20 protein-coding genes are annotated in these 19,053 nt (G+C 60.1%); 3 read left to right on the top strand and 17 right to left on the bottom strand.

Going from position 1 to position 19,053, the window contains the following annotated elements; genetic code table 11:
- Position 1 precedes the first annotated feature (1 nt).
- From dxr to pyrH, 6 genes are read right to left on the bottom strand one after another with little or no spacing between them, the layout of a single operon-like run.
- Positions 2 to 1,258, bottom strand: a complete 1,257-nt coding sequence (dxr, locus tag IDL90_RS08600; protein WP_187995130.1) for a 1-deoxy-D-xylulose-5-phosphate reductoisomerase — start codon at positions 1,256 to 1,258, stop codon at positions 2 to 4.
- On the bottom strand, positions 1,255 to 1,809 hold the full coding sequence (locus IDL90_RS08595; RefSeq protein WP_187995128.1) for a cell division protein DivIVA: 555 nt from the start codon (positions 1,807 to 1,809) through the stop codon (positions 1,255 to 1,257). Before IDL90_RS08595 ends, dxr begins: the two co-directional genes overlap by 4 nt.
- Positions 1,809 to 3,119 (bottom strand): 23S rRNA (adenine(2503)-C(2))-methyltransferase RlmN, encoded by a 1,311-nt coding sequence (gene rlmN, locus IDL90_RS08590; RefSeq protein WP_187995126.1) that lies wholly within the window; start codon positions 3,117 to 3,119, stop codon positions 1,809 to 1,811. Before rlmN ends, IDL90_RS08595 begins: the two co-directional genes overlap by 1 nt.
- 4 nt (positions 3,120 to 3,123) lie before the next feature.
- The gene (locus tag IDL90_RS08585; protein ID WP_182142224.1) at positions 3,124 to 4,014 is read right to left on the bottom strand and encodes a phosphatidate cytidylyltransferase; all 891 of its coding nucleotides are present in this window, start codon (positions 4,012 to 4,014) and stop codon (positions 3,124 to 3,126) included.
- A 53-nt stretch (positions 4,015 to 4,067) separates the two neighbouring features.
- Positions 4,068 to 4,625 carry a ribosome recycling factor gene (gene frr / locus IDL90_RS08580; RefSeq protein WP_187995124.1) on the bottom strand — a complete coding sequence of 186 codons (558 nt, stop codon included), beginning with the start codon at positions 4,623 to 4,625 and terminating at the stop codon, positions 4,068 to 4,070.
- Positions 4,626 to 4,629: 4 nt separating this feature from the next.
- On the bottom strand, positions 4,630 to 5,379 hold the full coding sequence (gene pyrH, locus IDL90_RS08575) for a UMP kinase (protein WP_220458778.1): 750 nt from the start codon (positions 5,377 to 5,379) through the stop codon (positions 4,630 to 4,632).
- Between the two features lie 57 nt (positions 5,380 to 5,436).
- Between pyrH and IDL90_RS08570 the strand changes: the two genes are divergently transcribed.
- Complete coding sequence (locus IDL90_RS08570; protein ID WP_187995122.1) at positions 5,437 to 5,880, top strand: hypothetical protein; 444 nt, start codon at positions 5,437 to 5,439, stop codon at positions 5,878 to 5,880.
- Between the two features lie 6 nt (positions 5,881 to 5,886).
- A complete protein-coding gene (locus tag IDL90_RS08565; RefSeq protein ID WP_187995120.1) occupies positions 5,887 to 7,800 on the top strand; it encodes a DUF5671 domain-containing protein in 1,914 nt (637 codons plus the stop codon).
- A 208-nt stretch (positions 7,801 to 8,008) separates the two neighbouring features.
- Here IDL90_RS08565 and tsf read toward each other — a convergent pair whose 3' ends face one another.
- On the bottom strand, positions 8,009 to 8,842 hold the full coding sequence (tsf, locus tag IDL90_RS08560) for a translation elongation factor Ts (protein ID WP_187995118.1): 834 nt from the start codon (positions 8,840 to 8,842) through the stop codon (positions 8,009 to 8,011).
- Between the two features lie 30 nt (positions 8,843 to 8,872).
- Positions 8,873 to 9,811: a 30S ribosomal protein S2 gene (gene rpsB, locus IDL90_RS08555; protein WP_187995116.1), complete on the bottom strand. Its 939-nt coding sequence runs from the start codon at positions 9,809 to 9,811 to the stop codon at positions 8,873 to 8,875.
- A 463-nt stretch (positions 9,812 to 10,274) separates the two neighbouring features.
- Between rpsB and IDL90_RS08550 the strand changes: the two genes are divergently transcribed.
- Positions 10,275 to 10,829 carry a M23 family metallopeptidase gene (locus IDL90_RS08550; RefSeq protein ID WP_187995114.1) on the top strand — a complete coding sequence of 185 codons (555 nt, stop codon included), beginning with the start codon at positions 10,275 to 10,277 and terminating at the stop codon, positions 10,827 to 10,829.
- Between the two features lie 31 nt (positions 10,830 to 10,860).
- Here the strand turns inward: IDL90_RS08550 and IDL90_RS08545 are convergent, their stop codons facing one another.
- The 9 genes from IDL90_RS08545 to trmD form a co-directional block, all read right to left on the bottom strand.
- Complete coding sequence (locus IDL90_RS08545; RefSeq protein WP_182142209.1) at positions 10,861 to 11,814, bottom strand: tyrosine recombinase XerC; 954 nt, start codon at positions 11,812 to 11,814, stop codon at positions 10,861 to 10,863.
- Between the two features lie 60 nt (positions 11,815 to 11,874).
- Entirely contained in the window at positions 11,875 to 13,131 is a 1,257-nt protein-coding gene (locus tag IDL90_RS08540) for a DNA-processing protein DprA (protein WP_182142208.1), read from the bottom strand.
- A complete protein-coding gene (locus IDL90_RS08535; RefSeq protein WP_182142206.1) occupies positions 13,128 to 14,747 on the bottom strand; it encodes a YifB family Mg chelatase-like AAA ATPase in 1,620 nt (539 codons plus the stop codon). The genes IDL90_RS08540 and IDL90_RS08535 overlap by 4 nt, the downstream gene beginning before the upstream one ends.
- On the bottom strand, positions 14,744 to 15,118 hold the full coding sequence (locus IDL90_RS08530) for a YraN family protein (protein WP_187995112.1): 375 nt from the start codon (positions 15,116 to 15,118) through the stop codon (positions 14,744 to 14,746). Before IDL90_RS08530 ends, IDL90_RS08535 begins: the two co-directional genes overlap by 4 nt.
- Before the next feature lie 84 nt (positions 15,119 to 15,202).
- Entirely contained in the window at positions 15,203 to 15,508 is a 306-nt protein-coding gene (locus IDL90_RS08525; RefSeq protein WP_182142204.1) for a DUF2469 domain-containing protein, read from the bottom strand.
- A 63-nt stretch (positions 15,509 to 15,571) separates the two neighbouring features.
- Positions 15,572 to 16,270 carry a ribonuclease HII gene (locus tag IDL90_RS08520; protein WP_187995109.1) on the bottom strand — a complete coding sequence of 233 codons (699 nt, stop codon included), beginning with the start codon at positions 16,268 to 16,270 and terminating at the stop codon, positions 15,572 to 15,574.
- Positions 16,267 to 17,142, bottom strand: coding sequence for a signal peptidase I (gene lepB, locus IDL90_RS08515; protein ID WP_182142200.1), 876 nt, complete (start codon positions 17,140 to 17,142; stop codon positions 16,267 to 16,269). Before lepB ends, IDL90_RS08520 begins: the two co-directional genes overlap by 4 nt.
- Before the next feature lie 69 nt (positions 17,143 to 17,211).
- Positions 17,212 to 17,568, bottom strand: a complete 357-nt coding sequence (rplS, locus tag IDL90_RS08510) for a 50S ribosomal protein L19 (protein ID WP_182142198.1) — start codon at positions 17,566 to 17,568, stop codon at positions 17,212 to 17,214.
- Between the two features lie 168 nt (positions 17,569 to 17,736).
- Entirely contained in the window at positions 17,737 to 19,044 is a 1,308-nt protein-coding gene (gene trmD, locus IDL90_RS08505) for a tRNA (guanosine(37)-N1)-methyltransferase TrmD (RefSeq protein ID WP_187995107.1), read from the bottom strand.
- Positions 19,045 to 19,053 lie beyond the last annotated feature (9 nt).

The following is a 19,053-nucleotide window of genomic DNA, read 5'->3' as shown; positions in this document are numbered from 1 at the left end:
CCTAAGACTCTTGCCCAGAGTTGCCCGGGAGACCGAGGAGCTGTGCCGCACGAGCGAAAGCCCAGTCCTGCACCGCAAGGACGTCTCCGAGGGTTGGCTTGTCGATTCCCTCATGCTCACCCAGGACGGCCGCAACTGTTTCAACAATGCGGTGCCAGGGGATCTGACCGTCTAGGAATGCCACCACTCCGACCTCGTTCGCTGCGTTGAGGACGCAGGTGTGGGTTGCGGATGCCTCTAGCGCCTGACGAGCCAGGGCGAGGGCTGGGAAGGTTTCGTTGTCAACCGGCTCGAACGTCCACGAGGTCGCTTCACCCCACTGCAGCGGCCGCCCAATACTTGGCCGATGGTGATGCCAGTCGAGGCCTAGGGCGATGGGCAGCTTCATGTCGGGGTAAGAAGCTTGGGCGATGGTGGAGCCATCCTGCCATGTCACCATGGAATGGACGATTGACTGGGGGTGGATGACAGGGGTGATCTGCGCTGGGGGAACATCGAAGAGGAGTGCCGCCTCGATGAGTTCCAGTCCCTTATTCATCAAGGTTGAAGAGTTGACCGTGACCACGGGCCCCATTGCCCAGGTGGGGTGCGCAAGGGCCTGTTGCGCTGTCACATCGCGCAGCTCAGAGCTCTTTTTCCCCCGGAAGGGTCCACCGGAGGCCGTTAGCACTAACGAGTGCAGTTCACTGCGTCCCGTCACCACGGGCGACACCATGCCCTTTTCGTGGACTCCGGCAAGAAGGCTCTGGGCGAGGGCGGAATGCTCTGAATCAACCGGGATCACCTGACCCGGGTACCGCATTGCTGCGGTTACCAGTGAGCCACCGACAACCAACGATTCCTTGTTGGCAAGAGCAAGTCGACTGCCACATTCCAGTGCGCGCAACGTTGCGGCAAGACCTATCCCGCCGTTGACACCGTTGAGGACTGTGGCTTCCGGGTAGCGGCCTGCCAGTTCTTCCGTCGCTTCACTGCCCGTGAGCAGCTCAGCTCCAACTTCACGTACGGCTCGAGTTAGTTGCATGCCCGCGCCTGCAGGATCTGAGAGTTCCGCTTCAAGAAGGGGCCGCGCGACTGCCACAACACGCGGGCGGTAGCGTCGTACCTGCTGTGCTAAGAGCGCAAGGTTGCCCCCTGCCGCGGCCAAACCAACAACTGTGAAGCTGTCCGTATGGCTGGAGACAACCTCCAGAGCCTGGGTTCCAATCGACCCGGTTGAACCAAGGATTGTCACCTGTTGGGGGGCGGAGCCGTTCACGACACTGCCATGAGCACCTGGATCGCACGCCCCAGGTATGCGTCCACCTGTGCTTCGTTGTACGCTTTTTCGCCGCGCGTCACCTTGAAGGTGGCGAGGCGCAGATCCCGCTCCGTGATCTGGTCACGGTCATCAAAGAATGCTGAGAGACGGTCCAGCAGTGCATCAACCTCAACGACCGAGTATCCCTGGGAGTTACCTTCGGGGTGACGGAACCTCTCGCCCGCGGGGCGCAAGAGACGTGGGTAAAGGGCGGTTGCGTCCTCGGCAACTTTGTCGAACCAAGCATTTTCGCCGTGCTGGGCAACGAATGCTGAGCGGTCACGCTGGATGAATGCCATCTCGAGGCGGTTCAGCGCAGAATCAACCTGCGGCACCGTGTACCCGCCACGCACCAGGTCAAATGCTGCAGTGCGAATCTGCTCTGACGAGAATGTTTCAGCTGGCATCCCACCTTCATACGCTTCACGCGACTGTGCAAAGAACATATCGACCTGATTCTGGTCGTAGCCACGTGCCATTCCTTTAGTCACGGGAAATAGGTCGCCCATCAGCCCTCCTCATTAGCGGCATGTGCCTTTTTCTCTTCGTTCTTACTAGCCCAGTTCGTGGCAAGTTGACCACAGGCCCCATCTATGTCCGCACCACGGGTGTCGCGGATTGTCGTGCGAATACCATTGTCGCGCAAGATCTTCACGAACTCATTCTGAGCTGCCTTGGTTGAGGCCGTCCAGATTGTTCCCGGGGTTGGGTTCAATGGGATGGGATTGACGTGTGCCCAGCCGTGTCCGCGCCTGTTGAGCTCGTCGGCTAGTCTTTGTGCGCGCCATGGTTGATCATTCATGTCCTGGATGAGGGCGTACTCAATCGAGACGCGCCGACCTGACTTCACGAAGTAGGCCCGAGCTGCATCTAGCAGCTCCCCGACCTTCCAGCGGGAGTTGATCGGGATCAACTCATCGCGTAGATCGTCATCCGGGGCGTGCAGAGAAATCGCCAGGGTGACCGGAATTCCCAAGGTGGTTAGCTTCTTGATTCCAGGGACAAGCCCAACCGTCGACACCGTGATGTTGCGGGCTGAAATGCCGAACCCGTCAGGGGCAGGATCAATCAGCCGGTGCAGAGTTTCCGTCACCGCACGGATATTGGCTAGAGGTTCACCCATGCCCATAAAAACAACGTTGGAGAGGTGATCGGGGCCGTCCGGGAAAACGCCCTCTGTACATTCGCGCCTAGCGTGGCGAACCTGCTCAATGATCTCAGCGGTGGAGAGGTTACGTGTCAGTCCCATCTGCCCGGTAGCGCAAAATGGGCACGCCATTCCGCAGCCTGCCTGGGAGGAAATACACAACGTCACCCTGTCGGGGTAGGCCATGAGGACACTCTCAACAAGAACCCCGTCATAGAGACGCCAGAGGTTCTTAATCGTCTCACCGGCATCCGCTATTTGCCGACTGGCTTCCGTCACCAACGTGGGGAGCATTTCCTTCGCGGCGCCCTCACGAACGGCGGGAGGCAGGTCAGTCATCTTCGCTGGGTCGGCCTGGTTATGGACGAAGTACTGCCGCGACATCTGATCCGCGCGGAACCCCTTGGTTCCCAGACTTTCAGCCCACTCTTTGCGCTTTGCAACATCAAAATCCGCGAGGTGGGCCGGGGCTTTGCCCCGACGCTTAGCTGCGAAACTGAGCACGGGGCGCGCATCCGGTTGAGCCGCCCCTTCTGGCGGCTGGTCCGTTGGGCGCACCTCGCGACGGGCCGGGGTGGAGACCCCGCCAATCCTGCCTGGTCTTGCAGCCCGGACGCCCTCGTGCGCCCCGCCTTGACCCTGGTTGTGTCTGCTTTTTCTTGGATCACTCATGTCGTCACCAACCTAACGCTACAGAGTAGATCAGGTAGAAGGCGGGCGCTGCAAACAGCAGCGAGTCAAGGCGATCCATGATCCCACCGTGTCCGGGCACAATTGTCGACATATCTTTCAACCCGACGTCGCGCTTGATCAGTGATTCAGTGAGGTCGCCCAGTGTGCCGAGCACGGCACCGGCCGCTGCAAATACCAGCGCCCACCACCAGGGAATACCGAGGACGGCCGTAGCGGCCCCACCGGCGACACCGCACAGTAGAACCGAACCCGCAAATCCTTCCCAGGACTTCTTCGGCGACAGCTTTGGGGCCATGGGGTGCTTGCCAAACAACACCCCGGCCATCCATCCACCCAGATCGTTACAAACCACAACCACAATGAAAAACACCAGCGGCCACGGGGTGTCCGACCTCTGTGACATCAAACCCACAAATGAAGCCATGAAAGGGATGTACACGATAGTGAATGCCGTTGCCATCACATCCATGATTGGACGCCCCGGAGTGTTCGTGGATAGGATTCGCCACGCAGTTGACACCAGGAAGGTCAAGTACATTGCGTACATGACCCAGTCCAGGGACCCAAGCGCGCTGGCAACAAACATTCCCAAGCCACCCACGTACACGGGTATCAGGGTGACATGGAGACCTTTACGAGCTAGTGCGCCAGCGATCTCCCAGAGTGCCACCACCATCAGACAACCAACAAGGATCAGGAACAGATCCCTCGCGAAGAACAACGCCAGAGCGACTGCCGCAACCAGGGTGACACCGGAGGCGACTGCCGCTGGGAGGTTCCGTCCAGCACGCCCGGTTGCTGGTAGCGGCGTGTTATCCGGAGTTGGCCCGGGGGCAAAAATCCGCGCCAATACTGACTGACTGTTCTGGCTCATGGCCTCGTGGTTGCTCTCTTCTTGTCTGCGTCCCTGTCACTGCAAGTGATGCGTTAGATCGTGAGGAGCTCAGCTTCCTTTGCGGCCAAAGCTGCGTCGACCTGGTCCACGTATTCGCGGGTTGTCACCTCAAGAGCCTTCTCTGCCCTCTCAGCCTCATCCTCGCCGACGTCGCCGTCCTTCTTCAGTGCTTCAATCTGGTCCTTGGCCTTACGGCGGATGCCACGAACCGCAATACGACCATCTTCCGCACGTGACTTCGCCTGCTTCACATACTCTTTGCGGCGATCCTCAGTGAGCGCCGGAAGGACGACGCGAATGACCTTGCCATCATCATTCGGGTTGACCCCAAGGTCCGAGTCGCGGATCGCGTGGATGATCTCATTGACCGCATTGCGGTCAAAGGGAGAGATGAGGACTGTCCGAGCCTCTGGGATATTGATTGTGGCCAACTGCTGCAGGGGCGTCGGTGCTCCGTAGTAGTCAACCATCAGTGAGGTGAACATCTGCGGGTTTGCACGCCCGGTGCGGATGTTCCCAAACTCCTTCAGGGTTGCCTCTACTGCCTTGTTCATTCGGTCTTCTGTGTCCAGAAGAATGTCGTCAATCATTTCTCTACTTTCCGGCCGTGTCGTTCGACGTTGTCACCAATGTCCCGATTCTCTCACCCATTAGGGCCGCAGTGATGTTCCCTGGCGCATTCATGCCAAATACGCGCATGCTCAATCCGTTCTCCTGGCAGAGAGCAAATGCGGCTGCGTCGACGACGCGTAACTGTAGGCGCAACGCGTCCTCGTACGTTAGAGCGTCAAGCAGCTCTGCGTCGGGATCGATTTTTGGATCCGCGGTGTAAACACCGTCCACGCCATTCTTCGCCACCAGCAGCTCATCGCAGTGAGTCTCAAGTGCGCGCTGCGCGGCGACAGTATCCGTTGAAAAGAAGGGCATTCCAGATCCTGCACCAAAAACAACGACCCGCCCCTTCTCCATGTGGCGGATCGCGCGAAGCGGCGTGTATGGCTCAGCCACCTGGGTCATGGTGATCGCCGTCTGTACCCGGGTTTCAGCACCGGCCTTGTCAAGAAAGTCCTGAAGCGCAAGCGCGTTCATGACAGTCCCGAGCATGCCCATGTAGTCGGCGCGTGCCCGATCAAGGCCGTGGGCGGACAGCTCTGCGCCGCGGTAGAAGTTACCGCCCCCGACGACCACTGCCACTTCCACGCCGGAAGCAGCAGCCTTAGCAATCTGGGCTGCTACCCCGGAAATTACCTCCGGATCAAGCCCCACTTTTCCCCCGCCAAATACCTCACCTGAGAGTTTGAGCAGGACTCTGCGTCGATCTTGGGCCACACTGGCTCCCTTCATAGGTATATGAGCGAAAGCTTAGGCGACATTTTGGCCCCCGGGCGCCATACTGTGCTTATGAAGGTGCGACCGAACACAGTGTTGGCAATAACGGGGCTGGCCGTTGTTGTGCTCGCGCTGGTTGCCGCGCTCCTCAGCGGGCAACGCCAACGCAGCGATTTTGATGAGGCGACCCCCGAGGGCGTCGCGCAACTCTACGTCATATCTCTCATCCAGGGAGATGATGAGCAGGCACTACAACTCATGGACCCGGCGCTGGGATGCTCCACTCCCCTTGACTACTACGCTCCAGCGCAAGCTTCAATCGCCCTCGTCGCTTCTGAGATTCAGGCTGGTTCGCAGTCTGCGGAAAATGGCACTAGTGCCAAGGTCGTCCTCGAGATCACGGAAACCGAGGGCGGTTTCTCAACCTGGTCACACCGCGAAACACTGGAACTGCGCCAGGTTGAGGGAGACTGGCGGATCACGGGTGAACCCTGGCCGATCTACAACTGTGAGTGAGGACCCATGATTGCAGGAGTCGCAGTAGCCGCAGTTCTCTTAACCGCCTTGGTCGCCCTCGTCGCCCTGGTAGCACGGCGATTCACACATGCGAAGAGGCCGCTCGGTGCCAGTGATGTGCGGGAGTTCTTCCAGTATGTCTTGCTCTACGGTCTCTACGTCATCGTCGGTATAGGCGCCACAGAGCTGCTTGGGCGCGTGTTCGGCGCGAGTGCAGACTCTTGGGATACCTCTGACTCCGCCCTCGCGCAAGCACTGGCCTTCGTCGTCATCGGCACCCCGCTTCTGGTGGTTGCACTGTGGTGGACCAGCCGGTTGCAACGAACCAAGTCGGACCAGCAGCGTTCCTCTCTTTACGCGGTCTACCTGACGGTTACTGCACTCACAGCGCTGCTCGTCGCTGCTTCCGCAGTGAGCCCAACACTGACCTTCCTGCTCGGAGGAGTACTTGGGAACAACGTGGCGGCGGATGGCGGGTCCCTCACAACAGTGGTCGTTTGGGGTGCGATCTGGCTGGTGAACTGGTTGATCGCCGAGCGCACACTGACAGTCACCCAAAACACGCCCCATTTGCTGAGCGGATCTCTCATCGCCGTCCTCTACCTGGTTGGTGGGTTCATCACCACGGTGGGTGACTCAGCCTCAACCCTGTGGACTGGCGCAGTTGTTTATGGCACACCCACCGCAATTGCCGGTGGAGTCGGGACACTCCTGGCGGGGGTACTGATTTGGGTCCGCTACTGGGTATCGAGGGCGCAGAAACTTGAGCGCGGACCCCTGTGGATGATCTTCACACTTCCGCTGGGTGTGGGTGGTGGGCTGGTCCTCTTCCTCGGATCCATCTCGGCTCTGGTGTGGTCCGTCCTCGTCTGGTTCATTGGGAATACAGGGACCACCTCTGCCACTGACCACTTTGCTGCAGCGGGTAGCCAGGTGGGCGCCGCCCTCGCCGGCGGTCTTGTCTGGTGGTACTTCCGCACCACCCTGGGGGCGACGTTTTCACTGTCTTCGAACGCGCTGCGACTCTACCTCTACCTCATGGCGGGACTTGGGTTGGGTGCTCTCACGTTTGGCGTCGCAACGGTGGTTTTTGCCGCGATCGAGGCGCTGAGCCCATCTGTGGGGGTGGGCATGTCCCCGCTCAACACGCTGCTGATGGGGCTTGTTGCGATGGGGGTGGGAGCGCCAATCTGGGGGGTCTTCTGGCGCCGGGCCACGAGCCTCGACACCAGCGAGGTGCGGCTGGGCGACCATGCGCAGGCGGCCAACCCGATCCAGGCAAGCGACTCGACCCAGGCGGGCGACCGCACCACACCTCCCGAAGCAACCCGGCGGATCTACCTCTTGCTGTGGTTATGGTTGGGAGCCATCGCCGCAGTGGTCAGTTTGGTGAGCCTGGCGGTGACCTTCTTCCAGGATCTCGTCCTCGGAACGCTTGGTATCACCACCATCTTCACTGGGCGCTTTGCCCTAGGGACGCTAGTGGCGGCGGGGGCGGTGGTCGCCTATCACGCGGCCGTTTACCGCAGTGAGTACCGCCCTGAGCAGCTGGATGACGTGGATGTAGCCACCCCTGCCGGCGTTGCAAACTCCGACAAACAACACGTGCCTTCCCTCGTCGGCGAGTCAGAGCGGCCCCAGACCGTCAGTTCACGCAGTGATGACCGGAGGGTTCCGGGACCGCGAAGCGTGCTGGTGGTCGGAAGTAATCCCCACCCGCTAGCCAACCAGATCTCCAGCGCCATGGAAGACATAGTGGTGGAGGAATGGAAAGACGCTGGCAGCTTCGTGATTCCCGCCCAAAGTGAGGCAGTCCTGGCCTTCCTGGCGCAGAACGCTGGCCGTGACGTGCTTCTGGTGGGACCAGGCCAGCCAGAAGCCGAGGCCGGCGGCGGGGAGCTCTGGGCGTACATCAGATAGCCCTGATGTTGGCCGTGGGGTCTGGATTTGCACTCCCGGCCCCGCTCCCGCGGACGGCACGCTTGCCAGCGCTGCGCCCCGGCACGCAAAAACCGGTCCCCTCCCCCGTGGGGGATGGGACCGGCCTTCTACGCTTCGTGCATCGTGCTTCCACCAAGTGCGCCAGGTTCATACCTGGCAATCCAACTAGGTGGCAGCTACTGGATGACTAGGCGCCAACCTGGAAACGAACGAACTCCGAAACCGATGCGCCCTCCGCGTCCAGAACCTTACCAACGGTAACTGACGGATCCTTAGCGTAATCTTGGGCGAGCAGCGTGTTCTCCTTGTAGAAGGCAGACAGACGGCCTTCGACAATCTTGGGAACAATATGCTCTGGCTTGCCTTCATTGAGGGTGATGGCGGTGAGCGTCTCACGCTCGCCCTCAACGACCTCGGCAGGGATAGCGTCCTTATCGAGCCAGCGAGGCTTGAACACTGCAATGTGCATTGCAATGTCGCGAGCAACCTTTTCACCCTTGTCGTCAGTAGCTACAAGAATGCCGATCTGAGCGGGCAGGTCTTCGCTGGTCTTGTGCAGGTAGAGGCCAACATAGTCGCCCTCAACGCGAGCAATACGGCTGACCAGAATCTTCTCACCAACCTGAGCTCCCATGGCGTCAACTAGATCCTGAACTGTGCCTTCTCCCGCCGGGGAAGCCAACAGAGTCTCAAGATCCGCAGCACCCGACGCAGCAGCAGCCGCCAGAACCTCGTTGGCAAACGCAATGAACTTCTCATTCTTTGCAACGAAGTCGGTCTCAGAGTTCACTTCAACCATCACGCCGGTCTTAAAGTCATCTGCAACCTGAGCAACAACCAGGCCCGCGGAGGCTTCGCGCCCCTCACGCTTCGAGAGAGACTTGAGTCCCTTCATGCGGATGATCTTCAGAGCTTCGTCGTAGTTACCCTCGGCTTCGACGAGGGCGTTCTTGACATCCATCATTCCGGCGCCAGTCTGCTCACGCAGTGCCTTGACGTCGGCAAGTGTGTAGTTAGCCATTTCTAGCTTCTCCTTGTCCTTTGGTGCGCCTTAGGCCTGGTCAACGGGGGTGGCCGCTACTTCAGCAGCAACTTCGCCCTCGGCCTCGGTTGCGGCCTCAGCTACTTCGACGTCGCCATCTTTGCTGGCGTTTGCCGCGGCCTCTGCGACGACTGGCGTCGCGCTATCGACCTCGGCTGCAACAGCATCTTTGGTTGCTGACTGCTCAAGAAGTTCACGTTCCCACTCTGCCAGCGGCTCAGCGGCCTCGGCGGTAGCGGAATCATCCTTCTTAGGGGCTGAGCGGGCCAGGAGTCCCTCAGCCACGGCATCCGCAATAACGCGGGTCAACAGACCAACAGCGCGGATGGCGTCATCATTGCCGGGGATTCCGTAATCGACCTCGTCCGGATCCGAGTTGGTGTCCAGGATGGCGATGACGGGAATGTTGAGCTTGCGCGCCTCAGCAACTGCCAGGTGTTCCTTGACTGTGTCGACAACCCAGATAGCCGAGGGGACCTTAGCCATGTCGCGAATACCACCGAGGGTGCGCGACAGCTTGTCACGCTCGCGGCGCTGCATCAGCAGTTCCTTCTTGGTGAAGCCCGAGGACGCGACGTCGTCGAAGTCGACCTGCTCAAGCTCCTTGAGGCGGGACAGACGCTTGGAAACGGTCTGGAAGTTAGTGAGCATTCCGCCCAACCAGCGGTGGTTGACATAGGGCATGCCGACGCGAGCAGCCTGCTCTGCGACTGGCTCCTGCGCCTGCTTCTTGGTACCGACGAAGAGGATTGACCCGCCACGAGTGACGGTTTCCTTCACGAAGTCGTAAGCGGAATCAATGTCCTTCAGCGACTGCTGAAGATCGATGATGTAGATGCCGTTACGCTCGGTAAGAATGTAGGGTTCCATCTTCGGGTTCCAGCGCCGGGTCTGGTGACCGAAGTGCACTCCGCTTTCGAGCAGTTGACGCATGGTTACAACAGCCATGTTCGTCCTTTCGTTGCCTCTGGCAACAGTTGCGGGCCCAGGGCCCTTGTTTTTGGTTATGTCCACTCACCATTCTTGAAGTCATCCCGCACCGTAATGCGGTTGCTGCCAAGAACGGATCGCAAACCCTGGTGCCATGACCGGAAGCGCCTCTAGGACCGTCGCCCCCGTGCCCCGCTGCGTCACGCCGGTAAGACCGACGCCGTCCACGGAAAATGACACGCGTAGTCACCTGCGAACAGGTGCCTGACAAGTCTAGATGATGAAGCAGGTGGATCCTCACAGCGTTTGTGTGAGCCCTACCCCACTGGGAAGCCGTTTTGCGCTACCGGCGCGAAGCTTGGGCCCGGGGTCATCCCCAAAACCCTCGATGCGGCGATATCCCCAAGTAACCCGGGTAGTGCCCCGGTACCTGACGACTGTTTGCAACACTGGTTGTCTGCTCGGACACGGAGACCCACCCATGACAAACTATCGGAACCCAAGTTACAACCTTCGCAACCACGCCTTGGCCATGGTAATCGTATTGGCCACGCTGCTCAGCGCTCCGCCCATAGCCGTAGCGTCAGAGGTGCACTTACGCGATGGCGCCAGCGTCACTTCCGGGCCAGCGGCGGTCCGGTCGAAATGGCAGTGGCCAACCCTTACTCCCGTTGCAGTCAACCGCGCCTTTGACCCCCCGGCGCTGCCTTGGCTAAGCGGACACCGCGGCGTGGATCTCGGCGCGCCCATAGGGTTAACGATTGCCGCACCAGCAGATGGAATCGTCGTTTTCTCAGGCATGGTTGTGTCCCGTCAAACCGTTTCAATCATGCACGAGGGCGGGCTGCGCTCCACCTATGAGCCCGTGATTCCGCTTGTGGAGAGCGGGGACGTTGTCGTTGCTGGCCAGCCTATTGCCACGGTTGAGCCGGGACACAGCCCAGGCACGCTGCACTGGGGGGCCCGTTATGGACCGGACGAGTACGTTAATCCCCTGCGCATGCTTGTCGGTCCCTCCGTCCTCAAACCCTGGTAGATGTGAACTTGAGTGCTCCGCTGTGGTGGACTCAGGCGCGCGGGTGCGCCCGCTTGTACACATCTCGGAGCCTCTTGGCGTCCACGTGGGTGTAGCGCTGAGTCGTCTGCAATGACGAATGCCCCAGGTACTCTTGCACAAACCGCAGATCCGCGCCCTCCTCGAGGAGGTGGGTCGCAGATGAGTGACGTAAACCGTGGGGCGCCACATCCCTCACTCCGGCCCTCGCAGTCAGGCGGTGAAGGTCCCCTCGTAGAACACGGCTATCCAACCGCCCGCCGCGGCTGCCCAAGAACAGGGCGTCGCTCGGAGTCCTCTCTCCCTCGAGAACGCGGCGGACGCTCAACCACTGCTTCAGCGCCGTGGCAGCGGGACCCCCGAAAGGCACGACCCTGACCTTGTTCCCTTTCCCTGTCACCCGAACGGTGGAGGATGCGAAGTCCACATCCGGGATATCGAGGCCGCACAGTTCTGCGACACGCAGGGCCGAAGAGTAGAGAAGCTCCACAGCAGCCCAGTTCCGCGCAGCTTCGGGAGGCGCACCGGAAACCTGCGCTTCAGACCGGGCCTGCTCCGCGAGCCGCACAGCGCCTGCTTGGCTCAGCACCGCCGGTAGTCTTGAATCCGGCTTCGCAACCTCGAGCGCAGCCGCTGGATCGTTCGCAAGCCACCCTTCCGCTACCAGGTAGGCGCACAGGTTGCGGGCTGATGCAGCATTCCTCGCTACGGTGGACTTGGCCAAGCCACTGGTCGTCCTGGCAGCCAACCACCCCTTCACTCTTCGCGCAGTCACAGCATCCGCTAGGTCCGTGGACGGGGAGTCAAACGTGACCCCGCAGTAGGCAAGGAGCAGCGCTGCATCGCTGAGATACGCCTTGGCTGTTGCCGGGCCCCTCCCCACTCTGCGGAGGAGGTGGGAGCGCCAGTCATCCAGCAGGGCGCCAACCGTTACGTCGCCTCTCCCGCTACCACCGTTGTCACTCACATCTTGATGGTAGCTGTACTTACTCCTTGTGGAGGAGCCGCACTGCGTGGGCGTAGCCCGTCACGCTGCGCGCGCCCACTTCTGCCCGTCCCTGCAGACAAGGTCAGCCAGACGAAGAGACAGTAGAGCTCCCCCAACGTCCTCGCTCGAAAGGCCGGCGGCACGCACCACACTGCTGGTCGTCGCGGAGCTGGTCGCTGGGAGCGCCTCGTAAACTCGCCGGGCAACAGGTCCGAGTCCCTTGAGTTTCGCTTCAACAATCACGCTTGGCGCATGGGGGTTACGACTCGGTGGTTGCCCGGTCGTATCTCTCTGTCTCGGTTGGTTGTCGACACCCACCATCAGTTCGATAACGTCGCGGGCAGACTCCACCAGGGCCGCACCATCTTGAATGAGGGAGTGCGGACCAGCGGAAGCAAACGAAGTTATGGGCCCAGGAACAGCGCCCACATCGCGTCCGAGCTCCAGGGCCCGATTTGCGGTTGCCAGCGCCCCCGACCGCAACCCAGCTTCAGGAACAACCGTCACATCAGCCCAGGCCGCGATTAGCCGGTTCCGTTCCAGGAACCTCCACCTCGCAGGTCGAAAGCGGGGCGGGACTTCCGCGACAATCGCACCACCTTCGGCCGTGATCCGCCTGAAGAGATTCTCATTGCCCTGAGGATAAAGGTTCGCAAGCCCCCCGCAGACGATGGCAACCGTACTGGGATGTACGCGTTCAGAGACACCACCGAGCGTCTCGCTCTTCTTGCTTTTCTCAACATAGGCGTCCAATGCACCCCTGTGTGCCGCGGCATCGACTCCGTAGGCACCTCCCGACACCACCGTGATGCCCGCTTCCCCGAGGTCAAAAGCCATTTCTGAGGAGACCCGAACCCCATACTGAGTAGCTGAACGGGCGCCCACAACCGCTACTGACGGTTCATCCTTGGCTCTCAGTCGTGCGTTTCCCAAAACCCAGAGGGCCGGCGGAACGCGAAACTCGAGATCCTCGAGCTGGTCTGGCCACTCGTCATCGCCCGGGATGACGAGTCGGCCACCAAGTGTCTGTAACTGCGCCAAATCCCTCTCAACGTCGAGATCGTAGAAGCGCGGTTGCCAGCGCTTATGTGCTGCCCTCCATCCCGGTGCGGCTCCTTTGCCGCTCTGTCCTCCCGGCCCCTCCACTCTGTGAGGAAGCGGATTGAATGGGTCGTGCGCCCAGCGAAGGGCATCGCTGGCTCCAAGTTCTTGGCGTAACGCTCCTGCCCAAACATCTCCGGGTTCGGCGATGTTTGACCAGCCAGCCGCCACAGATCGTGGATCTTCGAAGTTCATCGGATTCTCTCTTCCTGGCCACGCAACTCAAATGCGCGCGCCAAATCATCGGATTGTGGTACTTGGTGGTTCTCCCAGTCAGCAACAGACCAGGCCAAGCGAAGAATGCGGTCCACTCCTCTGAGGGAGATGTGACCGGATTCCGTTGCCTGTTCGAGGGCCCGGGCATCCGCACGGGCCAACCCGGTGCGCTCCCGTAAATAGCGTCCCGGAACTTGGGCATTAAACCGCCACGGGTGCCCTCGCCACCTGCGTTCCGACCGTGCTCTGGCCGCCACAGTCCTCTCCCGCAGGCTGGCGGTATCCACCGTGGAACCGCCTGTCAGCGCATTTCGGTCAGGCCGTTCAAGGAGGAGGCGGATGTCCAGCCTGTCCAGCAGTGGACCGGAGATCCTTGCCCAGTAGCGATCTCTTTGAGCGTGTGTGCACCGGCAGCGGTCCTCACCCGCTCTTACCCCACCGCCACAGGGACACGGGTTCGCTGTCATCACCAGTTGAAACCGCGCTGGAAAGACAACCCTCTGTCGGGCTCTGTGGACTGCGATTGTTCCAGATTCCAGGGGCTGACGTAGGGAGTCCAATACCCTGACGCTGAACTCGGGAGCTTCATCGAGCACCAGAACTCCGGCGTGTGCAAGGGAAACAGAACCCGGCCGAATCGGGTTTCCCCCACCAATCAGGGATGCCAACGTCGCTGAATGATGGGGTTGCTCCAGGGGCGGCCTCGAAATCAGGGAATCAACAGCCCCGTCTGAACCCGCTAGGGATCGGAGGGCCGTCACCTCAACGGAGTCGCGAGTCGACAAGTCAGGGAGGAGCGCACGGAGTCGCGTTGCCAACATTGTCTTCCCCACACCGGGCGGGCCCAAGAGGATTGAGTGGTGCCCACCAACGGCGGCAATCCCCATTGCTTCAACCGCAAATGCCTGTCCTCGAACATCCACGATGTCCGCGTCATCGCCGGCAGCGGTGATGAGCGAAGCACCTCCACCTAAGGGACGGTCACTCGGTGCGTCACCACTTCTGAGAATGCGACCTTCAGCCTCCTGTTCAACCAGTTCCCACCCTTCAAGAGCATCGACAAGTTCCGGACCACTGTTCCCGAAGATCGCCAGAAGGTCCCGGAGATGACCACACGCCACGATTTGTACGTCCTCAACCAAGCCTGCTTCCGACGCCATGGCTGGGGCCACCACTATCCTCTTGAACCCGTTTTCACTTGCCGCCAACGCGATTGGGAGAGCTCCGGGTACTGCCTGCAGTGAGCCATCTAGTCCCAGTTCAGCAGCAAAAACAGTGTCCGCCGCTGCGATGATGCCCATTTGCTCACGCGCAATCAACATGGAAACTGCAATCGCGAGGTCGAAACCGGAGCCTGCCTTTGGAAGGTCCGCTGGGGAAAGGTTCACCGTTACCCGCTTACTAAGCGAGGGGATGGCGCAGGAGGAGAATGCTGCGCGAACCCTCTCTTTTGCTTCTCTAAGAGACGCATCTGGGAGCCCGACCAGAGTCGTCCCCACTAGCCCGGGGCCGACATGGGTCTGCACCTCAACGATCTTTCCGTTCAGCCCCTGCAGCGCTACGGCATATGTGCGGGCCAGGGTCGTCGAGTTCATTGGGCGACATCCTGAAGCCATGCGAAAGCCGGCTCTAAGCCCGGGGCAACGTGCACACCTATGACGTCGAAACGGTACCTCGCGGAAAGCTCACCCGCATGTGCGAGCCACGCCAGGGCAACCCGCTGCATGCGAGCCAGCTTTAGGGGCGACACTGCCTCGAGCGCGTCGTGCGCACCGATACGCCGCCGGGTCTTGACCTCTACGAAAACGATGAGGTCGTCAATCGTGGCGATGAGGTCGATTTCCCCGTCGCGACCGTTACGCCAGTTGGCCGCAACAATGGCGTAGCCGCGCTGTTCAAGAAAGCGTGCCGCAGCAGCTTCCCCATTGCGACCGATTTTTTGAGTGGTGTCTGTAGTTATGTTCACAGACACAGAATCTGCTCATCGCGAGCAACCTGCATCCCCACAAAGAACTATCTGTGGAAGACGCCGCAAACCGTGTTCTGTGGACTAAGAGGGAATATCCAGGTCCGGCTTCGTGAGTTCCTCGATGTTGACGTCCTTGAACGTGACCACCCGGACCGATTTCACGAAGCGGGAAGGACGGTAAATGTCCCAAACCCACGCATCCGTGAGCGTGAGCTCAAAGAAAATATCGTTACCCACCGGGCGTGCCTGTAACTCAACCGAGTTGCACAGATAGAAGCGACGGTCTGTTTCGACAACGTAGTTAAAGAGCGCGACGACGTCTCGGTACTCTTTGAAGAGCCCCAGCTCAGAGGCGTTCTCATAGTTCTCGATGTCGTCGCGGTTCACTTCTTTTCCCTTCCGGATCCCACGGCCTAAAAGGTCGAAATCGAATCCTGGCCTGGCTACAGGTTAGTTCACTCCGGGGAGTCGCCAACCCAGTCGATGCTGAGATGACACGCCAAGGCTCGCCAGTCCCTCCACGTGCGACTTGGCCCCGTATCCTTTGTTCGATGCCCACCCGTAGCCGGGATCCCGCAGGTCACACATGTAGCGATCCCGAGCGACTTTGGCAATAATCGATGCGGCCGCTACCACTTGGCTGTGCAGGTCAGCCTTGACCATTGTCGCCACGGGTAACCCATTGGGACCCGTCTCCCAGGGGTCTGGCAGGGGACTGGAATCAGCCCCAAACAATGCGGGGGTGGGGTTCGAAAGGTAGTCGTGCTTCCCATCCAACAAGACCGCACCGAGTGGAGTGTGCCCGCCGCATTGCAATTGCCTGTGCACGAGGGCGAACGCCCTCAGCGACGCCATGCGAAGCGCTGCGGTGACACCCGCGGAACTAACTTCACTTGGGCTGGCCCAGCCAATGGCACTGGCACGAGCCCATGAACCTATTGGTTCGACCAGTGCCTCACGAACACTGGGGCGCAGGGTTTTTGAGTCCGCCACGCCCTCGGGCGCTGGCCCGCATTCCCTGTCAACCACCACAACCCCAACCGCGAGCGGCCCGGCAAGTGCGCCACGTCCGACCTCGTCCACCCCTGCCAGCGAACCCCAGGAATCCAGAAGTGCGCGATCGACTTCACCAGTGGGGATCACCTTCATGACACGTCTTGTGGGTCTGGGACGGATGCGAAGACATCCCGATTGCCCAGGTATGACCAGTCAGAAAGGGGCCAAATCTCCCACTGCGCCCTCCCGATCACGGAGCCTTCCGGAATGAACGGATTTTGACCATTCTCAAGGTGGTACTCGGAATCTGCTGACCGTTGCCGATTGTCACCCATCATCCAGTACGAGCCTTCCGGGACCACCACGGAGAAGGGTGTTGTCGATGGGACTGCGCCCTCCGCCAAGTACGGTTCGTCAATGGCAACTCCGTTTACGGAGAGTCGCCCGAGGTCGTCACAGCAGGTGACGGTATCCCCGCCGACACCGATCACACGTTTCACGACGATCTGCTCGGAACCCTGTGGAGCGAAGCCGAACCATCCCGCAACGGTTGACCAAACGGAGTTTGTGGTCTGATCGACAGGATCCAACCAGCCTTCTGAATCACGAAAGACAACAATGTCACCGCGTTCCACCTGTTTCCCCCAACCAGGAACACTGTTCACAGCGATACGGGAGCCGACATTCAGGGTGTCCATCATCGATTCGGAAGGAATCTTGTAAACCTGCACCACGAAAGCCCTCAGTCCGAGGGCGAGTATCGCAGCAATCCCAACAACCGCAACAACCTCTAGCAGGGCACGCCCAACACGTCTTGCTCGCGGGCTTTGGACGGTGCGGTTTCCCATGCGTGATGGCAACTGGGTGCCGTGTGGTGGCAGTTTTTCTACGGTGGGTCGGAGCTCACGACCTGGAGGCACAGCAAAAGACGGGGGCATTGCGGGCGGCGAGTTGGAATCCAGACGACCGTCTGTGCCGCCACCTTGTGGGGACGGAGGGTCCGTCTCTGGTAACTCTGGATGCATGATGGCCCAGTCTACCGCTCGCGGTGACTGGGCCATCGATGAAGTACCACGTTCGTGGTAACTCAATGTCTATTTCGTTACGTTGATACGCTTTTCCTTGATCCGCGCTGACTTACCAACACGGTCACGCAAGTAGTAAAGCTTTGCGCGGCGGACGTCACCACGGGAGACAACTTCGATCTCTTCAATCGTTGGGGAATGAAGAGGGAAGGTGCGTTCCACACCTACGCCAAAGGAAATCTTGCGGACGGTGAAAGTCTCCGTAACCCCGTGACCCTTGCGGGCGATGACGATGCCCTGGAAGATCTGGATACGGGAACGGCTACCTTCAATAACCTTCACGTGAACCTTTACGTTGTCACCGGGACGAAACGTGGGGATGCTTTCACGCATTGAGTCTGCGTCAAGGAAATCTAACTTCTGCATTTCTGCTCCTCGTTACCTTCGCCGCAGGTCGTGGCAACACATAACCGGACCGAAGTCCGTAAGGTTGGTCTGAGAAGCCTCATGGTGGCCCCCCGCGGCAGGTCTCACCAACATTCTCGGTGCACCAGTCTGCCACAACTCGCGGCGCCACTCCAAGAATATTGTGCGCTATCGGGGCGGGAACTGGGTGAGATCACGCACGTACACAAAATCAGAGTGACTCCGTCCACCCACATCAAAGGTCCGTCGACCAACTTTCTTGAAACCGTGGTTACGGTAGAACCTGATGGCACGCTTGTTCGCGCGATTGGTACCAAGGGCGACACTGCTAACGCCCCACAATGCCATGGCATCTGTCAGCGCGAAGTCAAGGAGAGCGCCGGCAACACCGGTGCCATGCACGTTCGGGTCCGAATAAATCTTCGACAGGTAGCAGGTCCGCTCCGACGCCCCGGGCAGATCCGGTGCAGTGCGCTCTTCGATCAGTGCATACGCTGCGATGGCGCCGTCTTTCAGTGAGCGTGCAATTGTGATTCGCGCCCCGTCCTCGACCGCTGCGAGAAGAGCGTCGACACTGAGGTGGGTGGCGACGTGATCATCAATCTCACTCTGGGTCGTCCCGGGTGGGCACGCGAGGGGGAAGGTCCTTGCAGCCAGGTCAGCAACCTCTGCAATATCGCCAGGCGTAGCGACCTCGAAGGTGAACCCACCTCCACCACCGGAGATGTCGATCCCTCTCGCAGTCAGAACCTCACTGTCATCTCTATCCAGTTCGCTGCCCCTCCCCAGCAGCTTTTCAATCATGTCCGGGCGGCGAGCAGCGGTTCTGCTAAGCGCCTGGTCACGCCGCCACCGCCGTATCCGACTGTGGTCTCCACTGAACAGCACTGCGGGGGTCTCAAGACCGCGCCAACTACGAGGAAGCGTATAGACCGGATACTCCAGCAGACCTTCGGCAGAGTGCGACTCTTCGGCCAGTGACTCCGGGTTCCCGATTACGCCCTCGACCAGACGCGACACACCTTCGACGAGGGCGATTGCGGCAACTTCCCCACCGTTGAGGACATAGTCCCCAAGCGAGTACTCGAAAACTTCGACGCTCGAGGTGCGGTAGTGCTCGGCAACACGCGCATCGATGCCCTCGTACCGCCCACACGCAATGACAATCTGCTTGGCGGTAGAGAGCCTCTCCAAGTCGCGCTGTGTCAGGGGGCCGCCGCTTGGCGTCGGGATCGCGAGGACGGCACCCTCGGAAATGACATCGTCAATGGCGTGACCCCACACGTCGGCGCGCATCACCATGCCCGCACCGCCACCGCTGGGAGAATCATCAACCGACAGGTGTTTGCCAGTTGCCCAGTTCCGCAGATTGTGGACCTCGATGTCGAGGACGCCCGCGTCGCGCGCCTTTCCCACTAGGGAAAGATCCAAGACGGAGAAGAACTCTGGAAATGTGGAGATGACGTCAAAACGCATGTTGTCACG

This window comes from Schaalia sp. JY-X159 (assembly GCF_014525425.1).
Classification (GTDB): domain Bacteria; phylum Actinomycetota; class Actinomycetes; order Actinomycetales; family Actinomycetaceae; genus Scrofimicrobium.
This window is presented reverse-complemented; position numbering and strand designations above follow the sequence as displayed.